General features: G+C 41.3%; 21 protein-coding genes. 13 read left to right on the top strand and 8 right to left on the bottom strand.

Translation table 11 applies throughout. The features are described 5' to 3' along the window. Window positions 1-8 precede the first annotated feature (8 nt). The 7 genes from F909_RS01430 to F909_RS01460 all read left to right on the top strand — a co-directional run bounded on the left by F909_RS01430 (window position 9) and on the right by F909_RS01460 (window position 6,475). Entirely contained in the window at window positions 9-770 is a 762-nt protein-coding gene (locus tag F909_RS01430; protein WP_005154676.1) for a glycoside hydrolase family 25 protein, read from the top strand. Beyond that, window positions 760-1,827 (top strand): DNA polymerase IV, encoded by a 1,068-nt coding sequence (gene dinB, locus F909_RS01435; protein ID WP_005154675.1) that lies wholly within the window; start codon window positions 760-762, stop codon window positions 1,825-1,827. The genes F909_RS01430 and dinB overlap by 11 nt, the downstream gene beginning before the upstream one ends. Window positions 1,828-2,131: 304 nt before the next feature. Then, window positions 2,132-2,851 (top strand): two-component system response regulator CreB, encoded by a 720-nt coding sequence (creB, locus tag F909_RS01440; RefSeq protein WP_005154674.1) that lies wholly within the window; start codon window positions 2,132-2,134, stop codon window positions 2,849-2,851. 3 nt (window positions 2,852-2,854) lie between these two features. Beyond that, a complete protein-coding gene (gene creC, locus F909_RS01445; protein WP_005154673.1) occupies window positions 2,855-4,321 on the top strand; it encodes a two-component system sensor histidine kinase CreC in 1,467 nt (488 codons plus the stop codon). A 75-nt stretch (window positions 4,322-4,396) separates the two neighbouring features. Beyond that, window positions 4,397-5,785, top strand: a complete 1,389-nt coding sequence (gene creD, locus F909_RS01450) for a cell envelope integrity protein CreD (RefSeq protein ID WP_005154672.1) — start codon at window positions 4,397-4,399, stop codon at window positions 5,783-5,785. Window positions 5,786-5,843: 58 nt separating this feature from the next. Continuing rightward, a complete protein-coding gene (locus tag F909_RS01455) occupies window positions 5,844-6,047 on the top strand; it encodes a hypothetical protein (protein ID WP_005154660.1) in 204 nt (67 codons plus the stop codon). A gap of 74 nt (window positions 6,048-6,121) precedes the next feature. Continuing rightward, window positions 6,122-6,475, top strand: coding sequence for a RidA family protein (locus tag F909_RS01460; protein ID WP_005154659.1), 354 nt, complete (start codon window positions 6,122-6,124; stop codon window positions 6,473-6,475). Here F909_RS01460 and F909_RS01465 read toward each other — a convergent pair. The 6 genes from F909_RS01465 to F909_RS01490 all read right to left on the bottom strand — a co-directional run bounded on the left by F909_RS01465 (window position 6,472) and on the right by F909_RS01490 (window position 13,576). Beyond that, on the bottom strand, window positions 6,472-7,014 hold the full coding sequence (locus F909_RS01465) for a DUF2726 domain-containing protein (RefSeq protein WP_005154658.1): 543 nt from the start codon (window positions 7,012-7,014) through the stop codon (window positions 6,472-6,474). The two genes, F909_RS01460 and F909_RS01465, sit on opposite strands and share 4 nt — an antisense overlap. A 306-nt stretch (window positions 7,015-7,320) precedes the next feature. Beyond that, window positions 7,321-9,702, bottom strand: a complete 2,382-nt coding sequence (locus F909_RS01470) for a YgiQ family radical SAM protein (RefSeq protein WP_005154657.1) — start codon at window positions 9,700-9,702, stop codon at window positions 7,321-7,323. A 166-nt stretch (window positions 9,703-9,868) separates the two neighbouring features. Then, a complete protein-coding gene (locus F909_RS01475) occupies window positions 9,869-10,378 on the bottom strand; it encodes a hypothetical protein (protein WP_005154655.1) in 510 nt (169 codons plus the stop codon). An 84-nt stretch (window positions 10,379-10,462) separates the two neighbouring features. Further along, window positions 10,463-11,686: an MFS transporter gene (locus F909_RS01480; RefSeq protein ID WP_005154653.1), complete on the bottom strand. Its 1,224-nt coding sequence runs from the start codon at window positions 11,684-11,686 to the stop codon at window positions 10,463-10,465. Between the two features lie 78 nt (window positions 11,687-11,764). Further along, a complete protein-coding gene (locus F909_RS01485; protein ID WP_171067368.1) occupies window positions 11,765-13,018 on the bottom strand; it encodes an esterase-like activity of phytase family protein in 1,254 nt (417 codons plus the stop codon). A 153-nt stretch (window positions 13,019-13,171) separates the two neighbouring features. After that, window positions 13,172-13,576, bottom strand: a complete 405-nt coding sequence (locus F909_RS01490) for a helix-turn-helix domain-containing protein (RefSeq protein ID WP_005154644.1) — start codon at window positions 13,574-13,576, stop codon at window positions 13,172-13,174. Window positions 13,577-13,657: 81 nt separating this feature from the next. Between F909_RS01490 and F909_RS01495 the strand changes: the two genes are divergently transcribed. The 5 genes from F909_RS01495 (at window position 13,658) to F909_RS0120460 (ending at window position 16,655) form a co-directional block, all read left to right on the top strand. Continuing rightward, window positions 13,658-14,149: a DUF2938 family protein gene (locus F909_RS01495; protein WP_005154643.1), complete on the top strand. Its 492-nt coding sequence runs from the start codon at window positions 13,658-13,660 to the stop codon at window positions 14,147-14,149. A 9-nt stretch (window positions 14,150-14,158) separates the two neighbouring features. Beyond that, on the top strand, window positions 14,159-14,734 hold the full coding sequence (locus F909_RS01500; RefSeq protein WP_005154641.1) for a flavodoxin family protein: 576 nt from the start codon (window positions 14,159-14,161) through the stop codon (window positions 14,732-14,734). Further along, the gene (locus F909_RS01505) at window positions 14,731-14,949 is read left to right on the top strand and encodes a DUF2798 domain-containing protein (RefSeq protein WP_005154639.1); all 219 of its coding nucleotides are present in this window, start codon (window positions 14,731-14,733) and stop codon (window positions 14,947-14,949) included. The genes F909_RS01500 and F909_RS01505 overlap by 4 nt, the downstream gene beginning before the upstream one ends. A 314-nt stretch (window positions 14,950-15,263) precedes the next feature. Next, complete coding sequence (locus tag F909_RS01510; RefSeq protein ID WP_005154630.1) at window positions 15,264-15,827, top strand: lytic transglycosylase domain-containing protein; 564 nt, start codon at window positions 15,264-15,266, stop codon at window positions 15,825-15,827. A 309-nt stretch (window positions 15,828-16,136) separates the two neighbouring features. After that, window positions 16,137-16,655, top strand: a complete 519-nt coding sequence (locus F909_RS0120460; protein ID WP_032878363.1) for a lytic transglycosylase domain-containing protein — start codon at window positions 16,137-16,139, stop codon at window positions 16,653-16,655. A 61-nt stretch (window positions 16,656-16,716) separates the two neighbouring features. On the opposite strand, the gene cysK is transcribed toward F909_RS0120460, so the two are convergent. Continuing rightward, window positions 16,717-17,718, bottom strand: coding sequence for a cysteine synthase A (cysK, locus tag F909_RS01515; protein WP_005154625.1), 1,002 nt, complete (start codon window positions 17,716-17,718; stop codon window positions 16,717-16,719). A 189-nt stretch (window positions 17,719-17,907) separates the two neighbouring features. Continuing rightward, window positions 17,908-18,450, bottom strand: coding sequence for a GNAT family N-acetyltransferase (locus F909_RS01520; protein ID WP_005154622.1), 543 nt, complete (start codon window positions 18,448-18,450; stop codon window positions 17,908-17,910). A gap of 6 nt (window positions 18,451-18,456) precedes the next feature. Here F909_RS01520 and F909_RS21455 point away from each other — a divergent pair. Beyond that, the coding region (locus tag F909_RS21455) for a hypothetical protein (protein ID WP_032878329.1) at window positions 18,457-18,659 on the top strand (203 nt) is incomplete at its 3' end.

Genomic DNA, 18,659 nt, shown 5'->3' with positions numbered 1-18,659 from the left:
CGAATGATATGGTAAAAAAATCTGCGAAACTTCTCCACGCTAAATATTACCCGACCTACACCAGTATCGGCTTAGCCGTCATGCTGGGTATGGTCAGCTACTTTGGTTTGTTTTACCAGCAAAAAGCCGCTGCCCAAGATTATTCCATTCGCGGCTTTGACGTTTCACATCATCAAGGTGAGATTAACTGGAAGAAAATCTCCCCCATGCATTATCAATTTGTGTATCTCAAAGCCACAGAAGGCGGTGACTTCAAAGATCGGAACTTTCAGCAGAATTGGTTGAAGGCGCGTGAGCAAGGTCTGCATGTGGGTGCTTATCATTTCTATCGTTTGTGTCGTGATGGGGCCATACAAGCCGAAAATTTTATTGAGACCGTTCCGAAAAAAGCCGATGCCCTGCCGCCTGTGATTGATCTGGAATATGACAGTAACTGTATCAATACCTATACCAAAGAGCAGCTACTCAAAGAAATTCAGGTCATGCATGACCAACTGCAAAAACACTATGGCAAACAGCCTATTTTCTATATTTCTAAAAGCTTTTATCACATTGTCTTGATGGGGAGCTTTAGTCAGACCCCTGTTTGGGTTCGAGATTATGAGGGCAAACCTGAACTCAAAGATGGTCGACAATGGCTATTTTGGCAACATAGCAGCCAAGGCAAAATCGCGGGTATTCCTAAAGCGGTAGATTTAAATGTCTACGCCGAATCGCCAAAACAATGGCGAATTTTTTTGAAAGAGCAAGGCATTGACGATGCCAAATGAGCTACGCAAAATCATCCATATCGACATGGATGCCTTTTATGCCTCAGTTGAACTGAAAGATCGCCCTGATCTAAAAGATTTGCCTGTGGTGGTGTCGTCACACCATCCTCGGGCAGTGATTGCCGCAGCGTCCTACCCAGCCCGTGTCTTTGGACTCCGTTCCGCGATGTCGATGGGACAAGCCAAAAAACTATGTCCACAAGTGGTGGTGATAGAACCAAATTTTGAAAAATATCGTCAGGTCTCAGCCCAAATTCATCAGATTTTTCAGCAGTACACCCCTTTAATCGAGCCACTGTCTTTAGATGAAGCTTATCTCGATGTCACTGAAAATTTGAAAAATATTACCAGTGCCACTGAAGTCGCGGTGCAAATCCGCGCTGATATTTTTGCAGTAACAGGGCTCACTGCATCTGCAGGTGTCGCACCGAATAAGTTTTTGGCAAAAATTGCATCGGACTGGAACAAACCCAATGGCTTATTTGTCATTAAACCCAATCAGGTACTCCGCTTTATCCAAGATTTAGCGCTGAATAAAATTCCGGGGGTTGGAAAAGTCACTCAAGAACGACTCAATCAACTGAATCTGCATACCTTGGGTGATCTACAAAAAATCGAAGAAAATGTTCTCATCCATCATTTTGGTAAATACGGCAAACAACTTTATCAATATGCTCAGGGAATTGATCATCGTCCCGTAAAAGCAGAAAGAGAACGCCAACAAATCTCCAAAGAGATCACCTTTGATGATGATTACACGCTCGCCCAGTGCAGCCATGCTTGGCAGCCTTTGGCCGAGCAAGTGTGGCGAAGCTTAAACAAAAAACAGCTCAGCGCACGTGGTGTCAATGTAAAACTAAAACTCAAAAATTTTCAGGTGTTACAGCATAGCAAGAGCTTTAAGCAAGCCTTACAATCTCAACAGGATTTGGGACAAGTGGTTTTACAATTGCTCGATGAAATGCATATTGACCCAGATTTCCAATTTCGCCTGATTGGTGTTGGCGTTTATCAGTTACAACCGCTTCAAGAAGAATCTCAACTTTCTTTATGGTAATGCTGTTTTTTTAGACAAAAGCATACATCTTACCGAAATTTATGTTTGCTTTTTATGCAGTTTTCAGTACTCTAAGCAACGCAGTAACATTATCCATGTTGCTTGCTTTGCTAAAGAAATCCTCACTTTTAGCATCTGCTCCTGTGGTTGGCGTGACGATCAAATCCGAACATTACAGGGCACTTCAAGTGTCTTTTATCTACTTCCCTTCGCTGTAAAAATTCTGAATTTAATCCTTCTCTCCGCCAAGACTTCAGTTAAACTAACTGCATAAAATTAGAATATTGCGCATTACAACGGTCTTATGAAGCAAAAACAAATTCTCTGTGTTGAAGATGAAGTCGCAATCGTACTGCCACTGCGTTATGCGCTTGAGCGTGAAGGCTGGTCTGTCAGCTGGGCCAATACAGGCACTCAAGCACTGCAGTTCCTGACACAACAAACCTTTGATTTTATTATTCTTGATGTAGGACTACCTGACCTGAATGGCTTTGAAGTCTGTAAACAACTGCGCCAAAAATACCATACCCCATTGCTATTTTTAACTGCAAGAGATGACGAAATTGATCGGGTGGTCGGACTCGAAATTGGTGCAGATGATTATTGCAGCAAACCCTTCAGCGCACGTGAAATTGTGGCGAGAATTAAAGCCATTTGGCGCAGAATGGAAGCGTCAACTCAGCCGGTGATAGCAGTGCCGCGACGGCCTGAAACAGAAGTCATTTTGCAATCCACAACATGGTCATGTAACCCGCAGTCTTTGCAGATTCATTATCATCAACAAGCACTACAACTGACCCGCTATGAATACCGTTTGTTATTTTTACTGATTCAGCATCCTGAACAAGTATTTAGCCGTCAACAATTGATGGATCATATTTGGGAACATCCCGAACATAGTTTAGAGCGTACAGTCGATACTCATATCAAAAGTTTAAGACAGAAACTCAAACAGGTTACTCCACATGATGATCCGATTCGAACCCATCGTGGCTTTGGCTATAGTTTAGTGAAATTGAGCTAAGCCATGTCAATCTTCGCCCGTATTTGGTTTTTCTTTAGCTTGGTGGTGGTACTGAGTTTAGGCTTTATCGCCTATACCCTCACCCAGCAAGTGAAACCCAATGTACGACAAGTGGTTGAAGATACACTTGCTGAAAATGCCAATATCATTGCGCAATTAATTGCAGAAGATGTCTATCAGCACCAAGTCGATACCCCAGAATTCGATCAAAAAATTCAGGCGGCTTTATCACGCCAACTCAATGCCACGATTTGGCAGCACAGAAAAGAACAAATCAATCAGCAGCTATATATCACTGACCGAAACGGTATCGTCATTTATGATTCTGAAGGTGAGGCTGTGGGGCAAGACTATTCCAAATGGAATGATGTCTATTTGACGCTACGCGGCAAATACGGCGCACGTTCGACCGCTACCAATCCTTATGATCGTAACAGTAGCGTGATGCATATTGCTGCCCCGATAATTTATCAGCAACAATTACTCGGTGTGGTTAGTATCGGTAAGCCGAATCAATCGGTAAAACCTTATATCGAACGCGCCGAACAGCAATTGATTTACCAAGCTTTGTGGATTGCCGCGCTGAGCCTGTTACTTGCCAGTATGGTTGCATATTGGCTTAGGCATAGTATTGATAAAGTACGACGTTATGCGCAGGCATTGGCACCCGTGAATCAGGCCCCTTTCTTTTATTCTGCGAAAGAGCTTAATCAAGTGACCCAAGCCTTGAGCGAGATGCGAGAAAAACTGGAAGATCGTGGCTATGTCGAGCATTATGTCAATACACTTACGCATGAACTAAAAAGTCCACTCACCGCTATTCAGGCCAGTGCTGAGCTGTTGCAAGATGATTTACCACTTGCTGATCAGCAACAATTCGCGACGCATATTGTTCAACAAAGCCAGCGTTTGCAATCTCTGATTGAACGTATGTTGCTGTTAACACGACTCGAAAAAAATCAGCATACCCTTGAGTTTCAAACCCTCGATTTGAATACACTGATTCAGCAATGTATCCAGCAGCAACACAGCGCATTACAGCTCAAACACATTCAGCTCCACCTTGATCTTGCTCAGCAATGTACTGTATATGCAGACCCCTTTTGGCTCAAACAGGCAGTAAATAATTTACTCGACAATGCCAGAGATTTTTGTCCTTTCGATGGTCAGATCGCCATACAATTACAGCAAGATATTTCGCATCAAAACATCAGCTTGTTATTTTTTAATGAAGGCGATGCAATTCCTGAATACGCCTTAAACCGTGTATTTGAAACTTACTTTTCCTTACCGCGTCCGCACAATCAACAACGCAGTACAGGTATTGGCCTGAGTATCGTGCAGCAAATTATTCAACAACATCAAGGGGAGATTAACATTCAGAATATTGAAGCAAATCGCCTCGATTTCTTGGCATTCCATCATTCAGGTGTATTGGTCACCCTTAGACTTCACACAAACTTCACTTAAGCTTCAAACTGAACTCATTCGAACTGCATAACACATAGAGATATTGGTCACATCCCAACGATCAGAGAACACCTCATGCGCCGCAATTTTATTAATCTCAAAATCGGAGCCATTTTGTTCCTGATTTTGATTTTTTATATCGGTTTATTTTTTATTTCAAGCTTGGTCTCTGAACGACAAAGCTATCAACAACAAGTCATTCATGACATTGCCAATGAACAAATTCGCCCACAACAAATCGTCGCGCCTTATTTAAAACTTCCCTATCAAATCCAAACTACGTGCACCGATGAACAAAAGAAAACCTATCAATGTTCTCAAACCCTTTTTGTCGCTTTAGGTGCAGAGACAACAGATTGGACAGCACAATTTAAGGTGTCGGACAGTACCTATAAACGAAATATTTATAAAGCAATCAGCTATCAAAATTCGATGTCAGGCAAAGGCTTCTTTAAAGCTGTCAATAATGAGGAAAAACGTGATTATTTGTGGGAACAGGCAGAGATCATTTTTCCGATTCAAGATGCGCGAGGGCTGAATGCCAAACCCGTATTCAATATTGACGGGAAAACCTATAAGTTCGACTTTTCTGAGCAAAGCCAAGGACAACGCGGTTTTGACATCATGCATATTAGCGCAAAACAATATCCTGAGCTGATTCAAAAGTTCCAGCAGGGTTTTAAATTTGGCTTGCAGTTTGACCTTGAAGGTCTCAGTGAGTTTAGCTTTATTCCAACCAGCTATGAAATGACCTATCAAGCCACAGGTAACTGGGGCGACGTTAAATATGATGGGCAAAGCCTACCCTTTAAAAAATCCAGCGGAAAACGCCAATTTCAGGCAGACTGGAAAAATATCGCACTGGGTAAACGTAATTTAGAAAATGTGTCACTGTGCGAAAATAGCCAATGTTTTTATCAAACCCTCAACCCACAAAATGTTCCAACAGAAGCGGCTTATGATACGAGTACGCCCTCAAATATTTCAGGTATTTCGACTCAATTCTTAGAAGCTGTAAATATCTATACCCAAACTGATCGCGCCATCAAATATGGTGTGATGGTAATTATTATTACCTTTGGTTGCTTTTTCCTGTTTGAGGTTTTAAAACAACTCAAAATTCATCCCGTTCAATATGCACTGGTTGCCATGGCGCAAGGTGTATTCTTCGTTCTATTGCTTTCAATCAGTGAATACTATGCCTTTTCTCTGGCTTATCTGGTGGCGGCAGGTGCCTGTGTCGGTCTCATCACTTGGTATTTATACTTTGTTGTGAAGGGCATGAAAGCTGCTCTCTTCTTCGGGATTTTATTGGGGGTACTCTACGGCATGATGTATCTGTTATTGCAATCCAGCGGCAAAACTTTCCTATTTGGTTCCATCCTCTCCTTCATTCTAATTGGCTGTGTCATGTTCATCACCCGACATGTCAATTGGTATCAATCCGAACAACAAAGTGTCTAAAAGGTGTTGGGCGAAAGCTTATTTTCGCCCCTTTTATAAAATCGACGAGGAATAAAAAATGTATCAGACCAGCTATTCCGCATTGAGCCAGATTAAACAACTTTGCCCAGTTCATAGTTCAATTGCTACATGCTTAAACCAATTACGACAAGCCAAAATTCAATTTCTTAATCTGGGCAATATTATTATTTGCCCACAGCTTCGCTGCATCTTATTTTTTCAACAACGCAATTTAATGGAAATAGAAACTTTTTTAGCCTGATTTATAGAAAATTACACTGCGGCTGAATCGTATCAAGTACAATCCTAAACACAATTTTCGATTAGGTAGTTACTATGTCTGTGCAACGACTTCATGTTACTTCACGTTATTGCGAAGTCGCAATTTCAGGAAATCTTGTTCATTTAGCTGGTCAATTAGCAGATGATACGAGCGTCGATGTGAGTGCACAGACCCAACAGACACTAGACAATATTGATCGCTTACTTGCAGAAGCAGGCACAGATAAAACTCATATTTTATCTGTGCTGATCTTCTTAAAAGATATTGAAACAGATTATGCAGCTATGAATGCAGTATGGGATGCGTGGATTGCTGAGGGGCATCCCCCAGCACGTACCTGTGTCGAATCTAAACTTTACGCACCCGATGTGTTAGTTGAAATGACGGTAACAGCAGTTCTTCCTTAATAAGATTTAACTGCAAATTCATTATATTTCATCATTCGATCCGCTTTCGCAATTGGCATTGATGTTGTGGTGGAAGCAGTTGAGACTTTCGCGGATTCAAACAGATCAGGAACCAAATCCTCTCTAAGCTCTTGCTCTGTTGGAATACTGCTATAACGCAATACTCGATAACCAGCCAACTCAAGCAAACTATCTTGATAGTGCTTTTGATGCAGACGGTTCACATAAGATTCGTCTGCAATTTCAATAATCGCAAGCACTTGATGCTGTTGGTCTAAAACCACAAAATCAGCAACCAACCCCTGATATTTACGGCGTGTGTGTGCAAATTTTGTGGTCAGTAACGCATCAAAAGAAACATGTGCCAACATGGTATGACGAGGTAGAACAGCCTGCAAACGCATGAGTGTAATTTGTTCTGCGATATTCAAAATACCACGGCGTTTTAATGGACTATCCTGACGCCTGTTTTGTTGTAGGCGGCGAAGCACAAGTGCTGTGATCAACAGCAACCCAACTGTTGTTATAAAATAATACATTTCTAACTAATCCCTTTAGATTTTTTATAATCATTTTGGCTTTATGCCAATTTTTTTAATCAAGAACATCGATAGCAAAGTCATTTTGCAGTGCAAACTTAAGTTTTTTAATCGTGTTTTCCTAGACGACCAAAGTCGTAATAGCCCTCTGCACTTTATTTATAATCATTCGTCATCCAAGATTCAAGTCGTTATTGTCAGTTTATGTTTCTATGGACGATAGTTTTGCGATCAAATTGTGATCACATGATAATTTAGGCATAAAAAAGAGGGTATGAACTCTCTCATACCCTCTTAAATACTCAATTAACGATGCGATTTAGTTTTAGGCTTCGGTTTTCCTGAAAATGGTCTTTTCTCACCCGTTTCACGTGGCGGTAAACCATTATGTTGGGTCAATATCTGTCCTTTTTGCGGACGCTGTTGACCTGACTGTGACCGAGACTGGCCTTGACCACGTTTTGCCGAATCTCCTGCGACAGAGGAGTTCTTTTTACGTGCTGATTTATATTCACCCTCAGCAGTGCCTTGTGGCTGATAAGTTGGAATCAAATGCTGCTTTGAATTTCCGATTAAATCTACACGCCCCATCTCTTTCAAGGCTTCACGCAATAAAGGCCAGTTGTTTGGATCATGATAGCGTAAGAATGCCTTATGCAGACGACGACGCTTTTCACCTTTCACGATATCAACATTTTCCGTATAACGCGCCACTTTAGACAACGGATTTTTGCCTGAGTAATACATTGTGGTCGCAGTTGCCATTGGCGATGGATAGAAGGTCTGTACCTGATCGGCACGGAAACCATTTTTCTTCAACCAAATCGCCAGATTCATCATGTCATAATCGGTGGTACCCGGATGCGCAGCAATGAAGTATGGAATTAGATACTGTTCCTTACCTGCTTCCTTACTGAAACGCTCAAACATTTGCTTAAAGCGATCATAAGTCCCGATGCCTGGTTTCATCATCTTCGATAATGGGCCATTTTCGGTATGCTCAGGCGCAATTTTCAGATAACCCCCGACATGGTGCTGAACCAGTTCTTTGACATATTCAGGGTTTAATACCGCAAGGTCATAACGTAGACCAGAACCAATCAAAATTTTCTTCACGCCCTTGATTTCACGGGCTTTACGATAAAGCTGAACCAAAGGTGCATGGTCAGTATGTAGGTTTTGACATACCCCAGGGTAAACACAAGACGGTTTACGGCAATTCTTTTCAATTTCAGGGTCTTGGCAATGCAAACGGTACATGTTTGCCGTTGGCCCACCTAAGTCTGAAATAATGCCTGTAAAGTTTGGTGCGGTATCACGAATCTTTTCAATTTCACGTAAAATTGAATCTTCCGAACGGTTTTGAATGATTCGCCCTTCGTGTTCTGTAATCGAACAGAAGGTACAACCACCAAAACAACCACGCATAATATTGACAGAGAACTTGATCATATCAAATGCAGGGAAACGCGCATTGCCATAAGCAGGATGCGGTAAACGTGCATAAGGTAAATCAAAAACGTAGTCCATTTCCTCAGTGGTTAAAGGAATTGGTGGTGGATTGATCCAGACATCACGCTCACCATGACGTTGTACCAATGCACGCGCATTACCCGGATTGGTTTCGAGATGCAAAATACGGTTGGCATGTGCATATAGAACCTGATCATTGGCTACTTCTTCATAAGAAGGCAAACGGATCACGGCCAGTTCACGTGGTGGTAATTTATGTTTAATTGCTTTTGATGGTGCAGGTTTAAGCTGTACGATCTGCGTATCTGGATCTAAATTATCGCCTTCACGCACAATCGGATTGGCAACGAATTCTTTCTGGAAATTCTGGTATTGTGCCAGTGAATTGCCTTTTTCTTTTTCAACTTCACAGCCATCAATATCTTCAGTCATCACATAAGGGTTGATGATCTGATCAACACGCCCGATGGTATCGACATCGTTACTGGCGATTTCAACGAATTTTGCTTTCGATTTCTTATTATGCTTATTGATAATAAATGCAGTACCACGAACATCGGTAATCTCGTGAACTTTCTCGCCTTTGGCCAAACGATGCATCACGTCAATAATGGCACGTTCACCATTACCATACATCAATAAATCAGCCTTTGAATCCATCAAAATTGAACGGCGTACTTTGTCAGACCAATAATCATAATGTGCGATACGACGTAAGCTGCCTTCAATCCCACCGAGCAATACAGGAACATCAGGGAAAGCCTCACGACAACGCTGACAGTAAACGGTTGCTGCACGATCTGGACGCTTGTTTGCTTCATTATTAGGTGAATACGCATCATCAGAACGGATTTTACGATCTGCCGTATAACGGTTAATCATCGAATCCATATTACCTGCGGTTACACCCCATGCGATGGTTGGTTTACCTAAAACGCGGAAGCTCTCTGCATTGGTCCAATCTGGCTGTGCAATGATTCCGACACGGAAGCCTTGTGCTTCAAGCACACGCCCAATCACACCTGAGACAAAAGAAGGATGGTCAATATAGGCATCACCACAGACCAAAATAAAGTCACACGCATCCCAGCCGAGCTGATCCATTTCTTCTCGTGACATCGGCAAAAATGGTGCGGGTTCAAAACACGACGCCCAATATTTGTCGTAATCAAACAGCGCTTTTGGCGCGGTCTGCATAGTGTAGGCAGTAGACATGGCTTGCGAATCTCGGCTAGCAGAGGGAGGAGAGACATCTAAAGATGAAAGCCGATCATTTTAACATGAATTCCATTCATTTTTATAGATCAAAAAACAAACAAAGGCATTTCCCCAAAAAGTATTTGTAACTTATTGAGGAAATAGCGTCATAAGATGATGATAATTATTCTTTTTCGTTCAAGAAGCCTTCTTTAATTTCAGAAGGTAAATCTTGATGCCACCATATATAAATAGAAGCTTGAATTTCTTCATCTTCATCAGGATCATTAAAAGGTTCATCATCTTCACGGATAAGCTCATCGCCATTAAATTTGAACCAAAACTCCCATGGATCATCATCACCACAACCCCAAGCTTGCGCATGAATATCAGGCAATAATCCTTTTAAAAATAATAAAATATTTTCAATGTTTTCATCACCATTTGAGCCATGGGTAAAATCTAGTACAGCAAACCCATCAACATAGTGCAGTGTCTCTGGTGTAAGATCATGTTCAATCGAATCGATCAAATCAACCAGTTCTTGAGTAATCTCATCTGCTTGCGGATTAATTAGTAAAGCTGTCTGAATGAACTTTTCTTCATCTCCATGATGTGTTGTAAATAAAACTTCTAATTGTCCCATGATTGTTGAATCAGGATGTTTATAATAAACGCGACTATGTAATTCCATATTATTTTCCCCAATTTTAATATTAACTCTACACCCAAATAGGTGCTTATTTAAATTACTAAATCTTAAGAACTTTTATCAAGTTTATGCGACTTTATTTGTCGTTTTATTTTCATTCTTCATTAAGCGTATCGCGAGCACAAAACCGATCACTAAGACCACAGCGACACTCAAATTAATTCCACCCCACCCAAAACGCTCCCAAACCAGACCACCACTACTCCCCAGTAAACTTGATCCCATGTAATAACAAAATAGATAAAGTGAAGAGGCAACTGCTCGATATTGTACAGCTTGCACCGATACCCAACTGCTGGCCGTTGAGTGGGCGGCAAAAAATGAAAAGGTAAAAATTGTGAGGCCCAGTAAAATTGTCCAAAGCGATGGAATTAAAGTAATCAATAAGCCAAGCATCATCGTCAGCAACAGCACTGGCAACAGTTTATCGCGCCCATATTTAAAGCCCCATTGAGCGGCTTTAGGTGAGCTATAAATCCCTGCCAAATAGGCAATCGAAATCAGACCGATCCATGTTTGCGATAGATGAAACGGCGCTTCTAATAAGTGATAGCTGATGTAGTTGAACACCGTGACCAAGCAACCCATCAAAATAAACCCTTGAGCAAACAAGATGCGCAATTTAGGGTCTTGTAGATTTTGCTCAAAAGCAGCTTTAAAACGAGAGAATCGAAAGGGATAAGGTCTAAAATGCTGAGACTTTGGCAGCAATAAATAGAATAAGCAGGCGATAATAAAATTCAGCAATCCAATCGCATAAGTTGCTGCTTGCCAAGAAATAAAGTCAACTAAGACCCCAGCAATCAGGCGTCCTCCCATTCCCCCAATGGCTGTGCCAGAGATATACAGCCCCATGGCAAAACCGATATCCTTCTGAGTGATCTCCTCTCCGATATAAGTCATTGCCACAGCCGCAACGCCACTCACGGCTAAACCGATCAAAACACGGGTACTGAGGAAGACTTCCCAAATCGGAAAAGAAGCACTGATCAGCAGTAAGATCGACACCAGAAACAAGGCAAATACCATAATCGGTTTACGACCAAAACGATCAGAAATAAAGCCTGTGAACAATAAACCTATTGCCAGTGCAATGGTAGAAAATGATAAAGGAAAGCTGCTATGGGTTGGTGTGACATGAAAGAATTCTGCAAAAATCGGCATCATCGGCTGTACGCAGTACAAAGAGGAAAATGACGCAAAACCAGCAAAGAACAATGACCATAAAATCGCAGTAAACGATTTCGAACCATATTCAATATGGGTTGGACGTACAACTGACTCAGACATCGGAACTCCTTATGCCCAATCAGTATACGCCTTCGACCGAAATGAGGAATGATCATTTCGGCCATTTTTATCAAATGTTTAAAATAATGCTTTGGGTAAGCGAATTTGGATAATCTCGTTATCATCGGCAAGTTTAGCATTCCGACCCGATGAACCAGGGAAATTATTGTCATTCAGCACGGTGAGCGTAGTGCCATTTTCAATAATTACATCTTCAATGGTTTCAAATGGGAAGGAAAATACATTGCCCGTTCCAATATCCCCATCTCTTACTGTGCCATACAACCCATTTGGATTGGCAATTTTGATTAAATCGACCAAGTCTTCGCGTGCCACCACTTGCTTCGGCTCATTGAACTTAATTCGAATCAGCTTCTTATGTCCTCCAAGATTATTTTGGCTGACGTCCCGTTCAATGATAATGCCCTCTTTATCATTAAAGAGTTGAAAATCGCCAATATTGGTGGCTTTACTATCAAGTACAAACCAATAATAGAGCCCTGTATAGGCTTTTTTCTGAAGATCAAACTGGGAAATTAACAGTCTTCCCGTCGCATCATTGACGAGTGGCTTTTCCAGTAACGGATATAAATACTTGCCATCAGGTGAAATCGCCATCCCTTCGAAGCCACTACTACGCCCAACCAAAGGCTCAACATAATTAATACTGGCTTTGTTTAACTGATTTTGTGGCGAACGTAATTCTTGAGTTGGATTAAATGGGTTCGGTAAAGCAATCGGTGCCTCAAGTAACACCCCTTCTGCGGAAAAATGCAGTAAGAATGGGCCAAATTCATCGCCAATCCAATACGTACCATCTGGTGCACGTTGCATCGATTCAGGATCAAAATCTGCTCCAGTCAATAAACGTTCTGCAGTATTACCGTTCACAATCTCAAAAGGAACCCGTTTATTTGGATCGCGTAATTGAATGAAACTTTGTACGGATACTTGTCCTGTACCTTTACTTTTGGTTTTAAAATCGGCTTTGATTTTATAAATGCGTAATAAGAAATCCGCTGAGTTATCCTGTGTGCCAAAACCATTATCAGCCATCGCCATATAACTGCCATCCTCATTTTTTAAAGCAGCAGAAAAACCTTGTACAGGTTGTCCTTTAAATGGCGGATAAATGCCATTGGCGCCACTGACGGCTTTACCCGAGTCAGGCCCTGCCGCATATGTTGCGACAGGTAATTTAGCAAAAGAAACTAAGGTGGGTTCTGTCACTTTTTCTGTCGATGGGATTTGATCTTGATTATTGTCATCATTACAGGCAGTTAAACCTAAAGCGGTACAGCAGAAAAGCGCCAATACAGTTTTGTTGTTCATCGTTTTATACATTTGGTAAAAATTTATGCAAATTTAAACAAGTTTTGATGACGCTTTTACTGCAATAAAGTGAAATCTTTATGGCGGAAAGATGACAACAGAACAGATGGATTCCAGCCATGAATCAACGAATTTTCATTTCACACTGCACTGCTAAAGTTTAGTCGGTGAATATTCTCCAGCAATTGCAGCCTTTAAAAAATTCTGAAAAGTTGGACACTGCATATGGTTTTCTTCAGGACACACTGCCGCATGTCTCAGTCCTTCGCTAATAAAGTGTAAGCGTCGTGTCATGTGTTCCAGTTGTTCTGCCTTGGCATTCAGCATCTTGCGATCCAGTTCAAGTCGACCATCTTGCCCAAACATATGCGCAATTTCATCTAAAGAAAAGCCAGCTGCACGCCCCAAGGCAATCAATGCCAATTGATCTAATACCTGCCTGGCATACTGTCGACGTAAGCCATGCCGACCTATTGATTTGATTAAGCCTTTTTCTTCGTAAAAGCGTAAGGTTGAGGTGCTCACATTGGCCCGTTTAGCCACTTCTCCAATATCCATAAATATCCCTTGACTTCAAGTTGACTTGAACTTGCACACTATCTTTATCGCGTTTTATGCAAAAAAGATCAAGGTGAAAAAATGAATACTGCTGAACTGTTATTTCAAATCCTGTGTTTAGGTGTTGGCGCCACGCTAATACTGGATATGTGGCTATTACTGTTAAAAAGACTCAAGCTTCCAAGCTTAAATTTTGCCTTACTGGGTCGTTGGATCGGTTGGATGTTTCGGGGCAAGTTCATCCATACATCGATTGCGCAAAGTCCTGCCATTCACAGGGAATATGCCTTGGGGTGGATAGCACATTACAGTGTCGGCATTCTCTTTGCATTCAGCTTTGTCCTGATTGTAGGAGATGTATGGTTACGACAACCCCAATTTTTTCCTGCCTTCAATTTTGGACTGATTACCATACTGATTCCATTTCTCATCATGCAGCCAGCCATGGGTGCAGGCTTTGCCTCAGCCAAAACATCAAAACCGTTGATGAACTGCCTTCGAAGCTTGATCAATCACAGTCTATTTGGCTGTGGTTTATATCTTACTGCTCAATTACTGCAACGCTTTCAATGAGGATAAACCATGAAATCTATTGCCATTATTTATCATAGCCATCAAGGGCATACCCAATTTATCGCACAGCAAATTCAGGTTAGTGCAGCACAGATCAAAGATATAAAAATCGATTTATTTACAGCAGAACAGCTGATCTCTCAGCCAGAATTATTGATTCAATATGATGGTTTAATCTGGGGTACACCGACCTATTTAGGTGGGGTTTCAGGCACTTTAAAGCAATTGATGGATGCTACGGGCCCACTTTGGAAAAAACAAGAATTTAAAGGAAAATTAGCCGCAGGGTTTACCGTTTCCTCACTGCCCGCAGGCGATAAGCAATCTACACTCATTTCACTTTTCACCTTTTGTATGCAACACGGTATGATATGGATCGGCAATCCTATTTTACCCGAGCAACATCAAGGTGTTCCCTATACGCAAGCAGCCAATCGTCTCGGGTCATGGTCTGGCCTTATGGCACAAGCTCAACATTCCAGTACGGCAGATGCTTTTGATTTTGGCGATATCAAAACTGCTCAGTTGTTTGGACAAAATTTTGCATTCAACTTAAGTGCATATCAAGGAGTGATGATCACGTGAAAGCAGCAAGTCTTTTATTTCCATTGATTTTATCCGGCATGATGTCTTTTTTAATCTCGGGCATCACCACATTAAAAGCAGTGGGGCTTATCGATAATTTCTTCTCCATGTGGATGTCTGCATGGGCCGTGGCGTGGATGTTTGCCTTTCCTAGCGTATTGGTCTGCGCGCCAATTGCACAAAGGTTGGCAGGCTGGATTCTAAAGAAACGCTAATTTGCACTTTGTAAGTAAAAGCCTACAGTGACTGTGGTCGTTGGCCAATATCCCTGATGTGATAGATTCACTAATATATCAATCATAGAGAGATAGGATATCTCATTCAGAATAATAAGAAGCACAGGATGTGGTTGTTGACAGGAGTTGGCAGCAATAAACCAAATATGAGAAAGCCTCGACAGGATGTCGGGGCTTTTTATTTATCTTAATATCTAAAATTAAACGATTTACCCCTATAGATTACATTGACTCCCATCGGCTTGCTCCCTACCATCCGCATGTTTTATAGATGACGGTCAAATTTTTCTACGATGATAATTTACAAAAAATTTTCTTTTTCTCGCTTTCACATTGCTTTTGCTAAATTGAGTCTCATTTTTTTAAGTACTTACTTCACTGTCGCGTGTACGACAACCAAGGCGCCTACGGTAAATCACTCCCAAAAATTGTCTTCTGGCATTCAAAACGCTTTTTCAGTATCTCCAACCACAGCCAATCGGGTTGCTCCAATCATTCTACAAACAGCTGAGCGTCACAATATTTCACCACATTTATTGGCTGCGCTGATTCGTCAAGAATCTAGCTATAGAACTCGTGCACGGTCTTCAGCAGATGCTGTGGGTTTAACCCAAGTACGCCCAAAATTTTGGCAGCAGTTCTGCCCTGGTGATTTATATGATGAACACGTCAATATCAATTGTGGTGCCTACATTTTAGCGAACTATTATCAATCGACAGGCGATTGGTCAAAAGCCCTCGGCTATTACAATGTTGGCCCTACAGGTTATCGAAGAAGTCCCTATATGCGTCAGCAAGCTGAACGCTATGCTAGCTCAGTCAAACGCCATGAACAAAATTTAAAAGAAGCCCTTTAAAACCAAAAACAACTGCGGTGATTACCGAATATACCTAATGAGCTAGATTCACTATAAATCATAGAAAGACAGGATGTGGTCATTCACAGGAATAGACGGCAAGAAACAAAATATAAGAAAGCTTCGACAGAATATCGGGGCTTTTTTTATGAACAATCCAAACCCGATCATTACGGTAAAATAACTGCTATTGACTCCCCTAAACCGAGTGCATACCATCCTTATACTTTTGTTTGATATCGGGTTCTGGTTTTGCACATCACATCGACTTCTTCTGATCAAGATACGGCTTTTAAACCGTTTGCCTCAATTATTTTAAAGATCAGCCTCGTTGTGCTTGCCATCAGTCTATCTGGGTGTAGCAGTTTAAGCGGATCCTTTGCCAATCGCTCGAATCAACTTTCATCAGGCTTACAAAATGCCTATTCCGTTTCGCCTAACACAGCAAATCGCTTATCTCCAATGATCATTCAAAGTGCTGAGCGTTATGATGTTTCTCCAACTTTACTTGCAGCTCTGATCCGCCAAGAATCGAATTACAACAGTTCAGCACGCTCACCAACAGGTGCGATCGGTTTAACCCAAATTATTTCCAGCCATTGGCGTCAGTCTTGCCCAGGCAATCTCTATGATGAGAACGTCAATATTAACTGTGGCGCACATGTACTCTCGACCTATTACAGATCAGCAGGTAGCTGGTCTAAAGCCGTAGCCTATTACAATGTAGGGCCAACCGGCTACGAACGTAGCTTCTGGACACGCCATAAAGCCAAGAAATATGCACGCTCAGTTAAACACCATGAAAAAAACTTAAAAAAAGCGCTTTAAAAATAGGTAAATAATAAAAAACCATGCTGTTCAGGCATGGTTTTTTATTTGGAAACTAAAATCAAGCTTCGTCAAACAAACCTTCAAATAAGACCGAAGATAAATAACGCTCACCGCTATCAGGTAAAATCACCACAATGGTTTTTCCTGAATTTTCAGGACGTTCAGCAATTTGAGCTGCTGCTGCCAATGCTGCACCACTCGAGATACCGACCAAGATTCCTTCTTGAGTTGCACATTTTCTTGCCCATTCAATTGCATCGGTACTGTTCACAGGCAGTACTTCATCCACCAGATCCAAGTCCAAGTTTTTAGGGATAAAGTTTGCGCCAATGCCCTGAATTTTATGTGGTGCAGGTGTGATGCTCTCGCCACGTTTGGTTTGAGTAATAATTGGTGATTCAGCAGGTTCAACCGCAACTGAATACAATGGTTTATTCTGAACCTGTTCAAAATAACGTGAAATCCCAGTAATGGTACCGCCCGTACCTACACCAGCAACTAAGATATCCACTTGACCATGGGTTGCCTGCCAAATTTCAGGGCCTGTGGTGTCGGTATGAATTTGTGGATTGGCTGGATTCTCAAATTGCTGCGGCAAGAAATATTGTTCAGGATTCTCAGTGGCTAAACGAACAGCCTCATCAACTGCACCTTTCATTCCTTTGGCAGGATCAGTGAGTACCAGATTTGCGCCTAAAGCTTTCAGTACTTTTCTCCGCTCTAGACTCATACTTGCAGGCATGGTCAAGGTAATTGGATAACCTTTTGCTGCTGCAACGAATGCCAAAGCAATGCCTGTATTGCCACTGGTTGGCTCAACAATATGCATGCCTGTTTTCAGTACACCACGTTTTTCCGCATCTGCAATCAACGCTGCGCCAATACGACATTTCACTGAAAATGCAGGGTTACGACTTTCTACTTTTGCTAAGACCGTTGCACCAGTTTTGATGAGGCGGTTGATGCGAACTAAAGGCGTGTTACCAATCGCTTCTGCATTATTTGAATAAACTGCGATACCTAGATTAGCAGGCGTTGGAAATTGCTGATCAGTTGACATGTTATTTCCTTATTAGATTTGGAATGATTCTCAATCATTATAGGCTTGTAAGCCAAGGAGGAAAGTAGAAAACGTTAAGATTTATGAAAAGTTATAAGTTACCGAGATGAAATACCAATTATTCTCATCTTTATATGGTTTTTAAACTGAAATAATTTTATTAAATATTAATATTTTATACAGTTATTACTACCAAAGCTCACCCTCTCGCCAATCCGTGCAAATAGCATCATCAACTGTATTATGTGATAGTAATTCTTTCAGTTTAACACTCAATGAATACAACAGAATTTCATGCATATCTGTCAGATAAGTAGAGGTATTTTGTTTGATATATAAACTCCCCAACCAAGAAGTCCAACCTAGTTTTTTATAAAATGCATCATCTTCGGGCTGTAATGCAGCAAGTTCATAACCTAAAGTAGTTAAAGCATCAATTAAATATCTTAATAATTGTGATGCAAGCCCCTTCCCTCGCAATCTATAATCCGTGGTCACATATTCAACATACGCGGTTTTTACACTCGTATTGTCATTAATAATGAATATTCGATCAGTCCATAGAGCGTGCGATACAATTTTTTCATCCAATATACCGACTAAATGAGAAGCTGTTTGCATGAAGGCATATTGACTCCAAGGATCTTCATCAAAGGCTGTAAAGCATAGCTCAGCAATCTGTTGTCGCTGTAGTTTATCCAGTTTTTGAGCGGGGATAATTTTAAACTGCATGAACTGATGCTCGATTCAAATTGCTTATATCTTAAGGAAGGATTGGAAGAATATGAAGTATTTTTAGCCAAACTGGCTTCAAATGAGTTCATACAAAAAATTCCGCGCATAAAAAACCCCCCTCCGCTAACGCGGAGGGGGTGTTTAAATTTAAAAGCTGGCGATGACTTACTCTCACATGGCAAGTGCCACACTACCATCAGCGCTAA

It is taken from the genome of Acinetobacter sp. ANC 3929 (assembly GCF_000369405.1).
In the GTDB taxonomy this organism is placed as follows: domain Bacteria; phylum Pseudomonadota; class Gammaproteobacteria; order Pseudomonadales; family Moraxellaceae; genus Acinetobacter.
Note: the sequence above shows the minus strand (reverse complement) of the source record. Positions and strands in the feature narration are given on the sequence as shown.

What these genes read in the sequence shown, in the direction of transcription:
- creB (WP_005154674.1), top strand. Translation starts at nt 2,132, where the DNA reads ATGAAGCAAAAACAAATTCTCTGTGTTGAAGATGAAGTCGCAATCGTA.
- creD (WP_005154672.1), top strand. Translation starts at nt 4,397, where the DNA reads ATGCGCCGCAATTTTATTAATCTCAAAATCGGAGCCATTTTGTTCCTG.
- F909_RS01455 (WP_005154660.1), top strand. Translation starts at nt 5,844, where the DNA reads ATGTATCAGACCAGCTATTCCGCATTGAGCCAGATTAAACAACTTTGC.
- F909_RS01430 (WP_005154676.1), top strand. Translation starts at nt 9, where the DNA reads ATGGTAAAAAAATCTGCGAAACTTCTCCACGCTAAATATTACCCGACC.
- F909_RS01470 (WP_005154657.1), bottom strand. Translation starts at nt 9,702, where the DNA reads ATGTCTACTGCCTACACTATGCAGACCGCGCCAAAAGCGCTGTTTGAT.
- F909_RS01520 (WP_005154622.1), bottom strand. Translation starts at nt 18,450, where the DNA reads ATGCAGTTTAAAATTATCCCCGCTCAAAAACTGGATAAACTACAGCGA.
- F909_RS01490 (WP_005154644.1), bottom strand. Translation starts at nt 13,576, where the DNA reads ATGGATATTGGAGAAGTGGCTAAACGGGCCAATGTGAGCACCTCAACC.
- F909_RS01485 (WP_171067368.1), bottom strand. Translation starts at nt 13,018, where the DNA reads ATGAACAACAAAACTGTATTGGCGCTTTTCTGCTGTACCGCTTTAGGT.
- F909_RS01465 (WP_005154658.1), bottom strand. Translation starts at nt 7,014, where the DNA reads ATGTATTATTTTATAACAACAGTTGGGTTGCTGTTGATCACAGCACTT.
- F909_RS01510 (WP_005154630.1), top strand. Translation starts at nt 15,264, where the DNA reads ATGATAATTTACAAAAAATTTTCTTTTTCTCGCTTTCACATTGCTTTT.
- cysK (WP_005154625.1), bottom strand. Translation starts at nt 17,718, where the DNA reads ATGTCAACTGATCAGCAATTTCCAACGCCTGCTAATCTAGGTATCGCA.
- F909_RS01500 (WP_005154641.1), top strand. Translation starts at nt 14,159, where the DNA reads ATGAAATCTATTGCCATTATTTATCATAGCCATCAAGGGCATACCCAA.
- F909_RS01495 (WP_005154643.1), top strand. Translation starts at nt 13,658, where the DNA reads ATGAATACTGCTGAACTGTTATTTCAAATCCTGTGTTTAGGTGTTGGC.
- F909_RS01480 (WP_005154653.1), bottom strand. Translation starts at nt 11,686, where the DNA reads ATGTCTGAGTCAGTTGTACGTCCAACCCATATTGAATATGGTTCGAAA.
- F909_RS01475 (WP_005154655.1), bottom strand. Translation starts at nt 10,378, where the DNA reads ATGGAATTACATAGTCGCGTTTATTATAAACATCCTGATTCAACAATC.
- creC (WP_005154673.1), top strand. Translation starts at nt 2,855, where the DNA reads ATGTCAATCTTCGCCCGTATTTGGTTTTTCTTTAGCTTGGTGGTGGTA.
- F909_RS01460 (WP_005154659.1), top strand. Translation starts at nt 6,122, where the DNA reads ATGTCTGTGCAACGACTTCATGTTACTTCACGTTATTGCGAAGTCGCA.
- dinB (WP_005154675.1), top strand. Translation starts at nt 760, where the DNA reads ATGCCAAATGAGCTACGCAAAATCATCCATATCGACATGGATGCCTTT.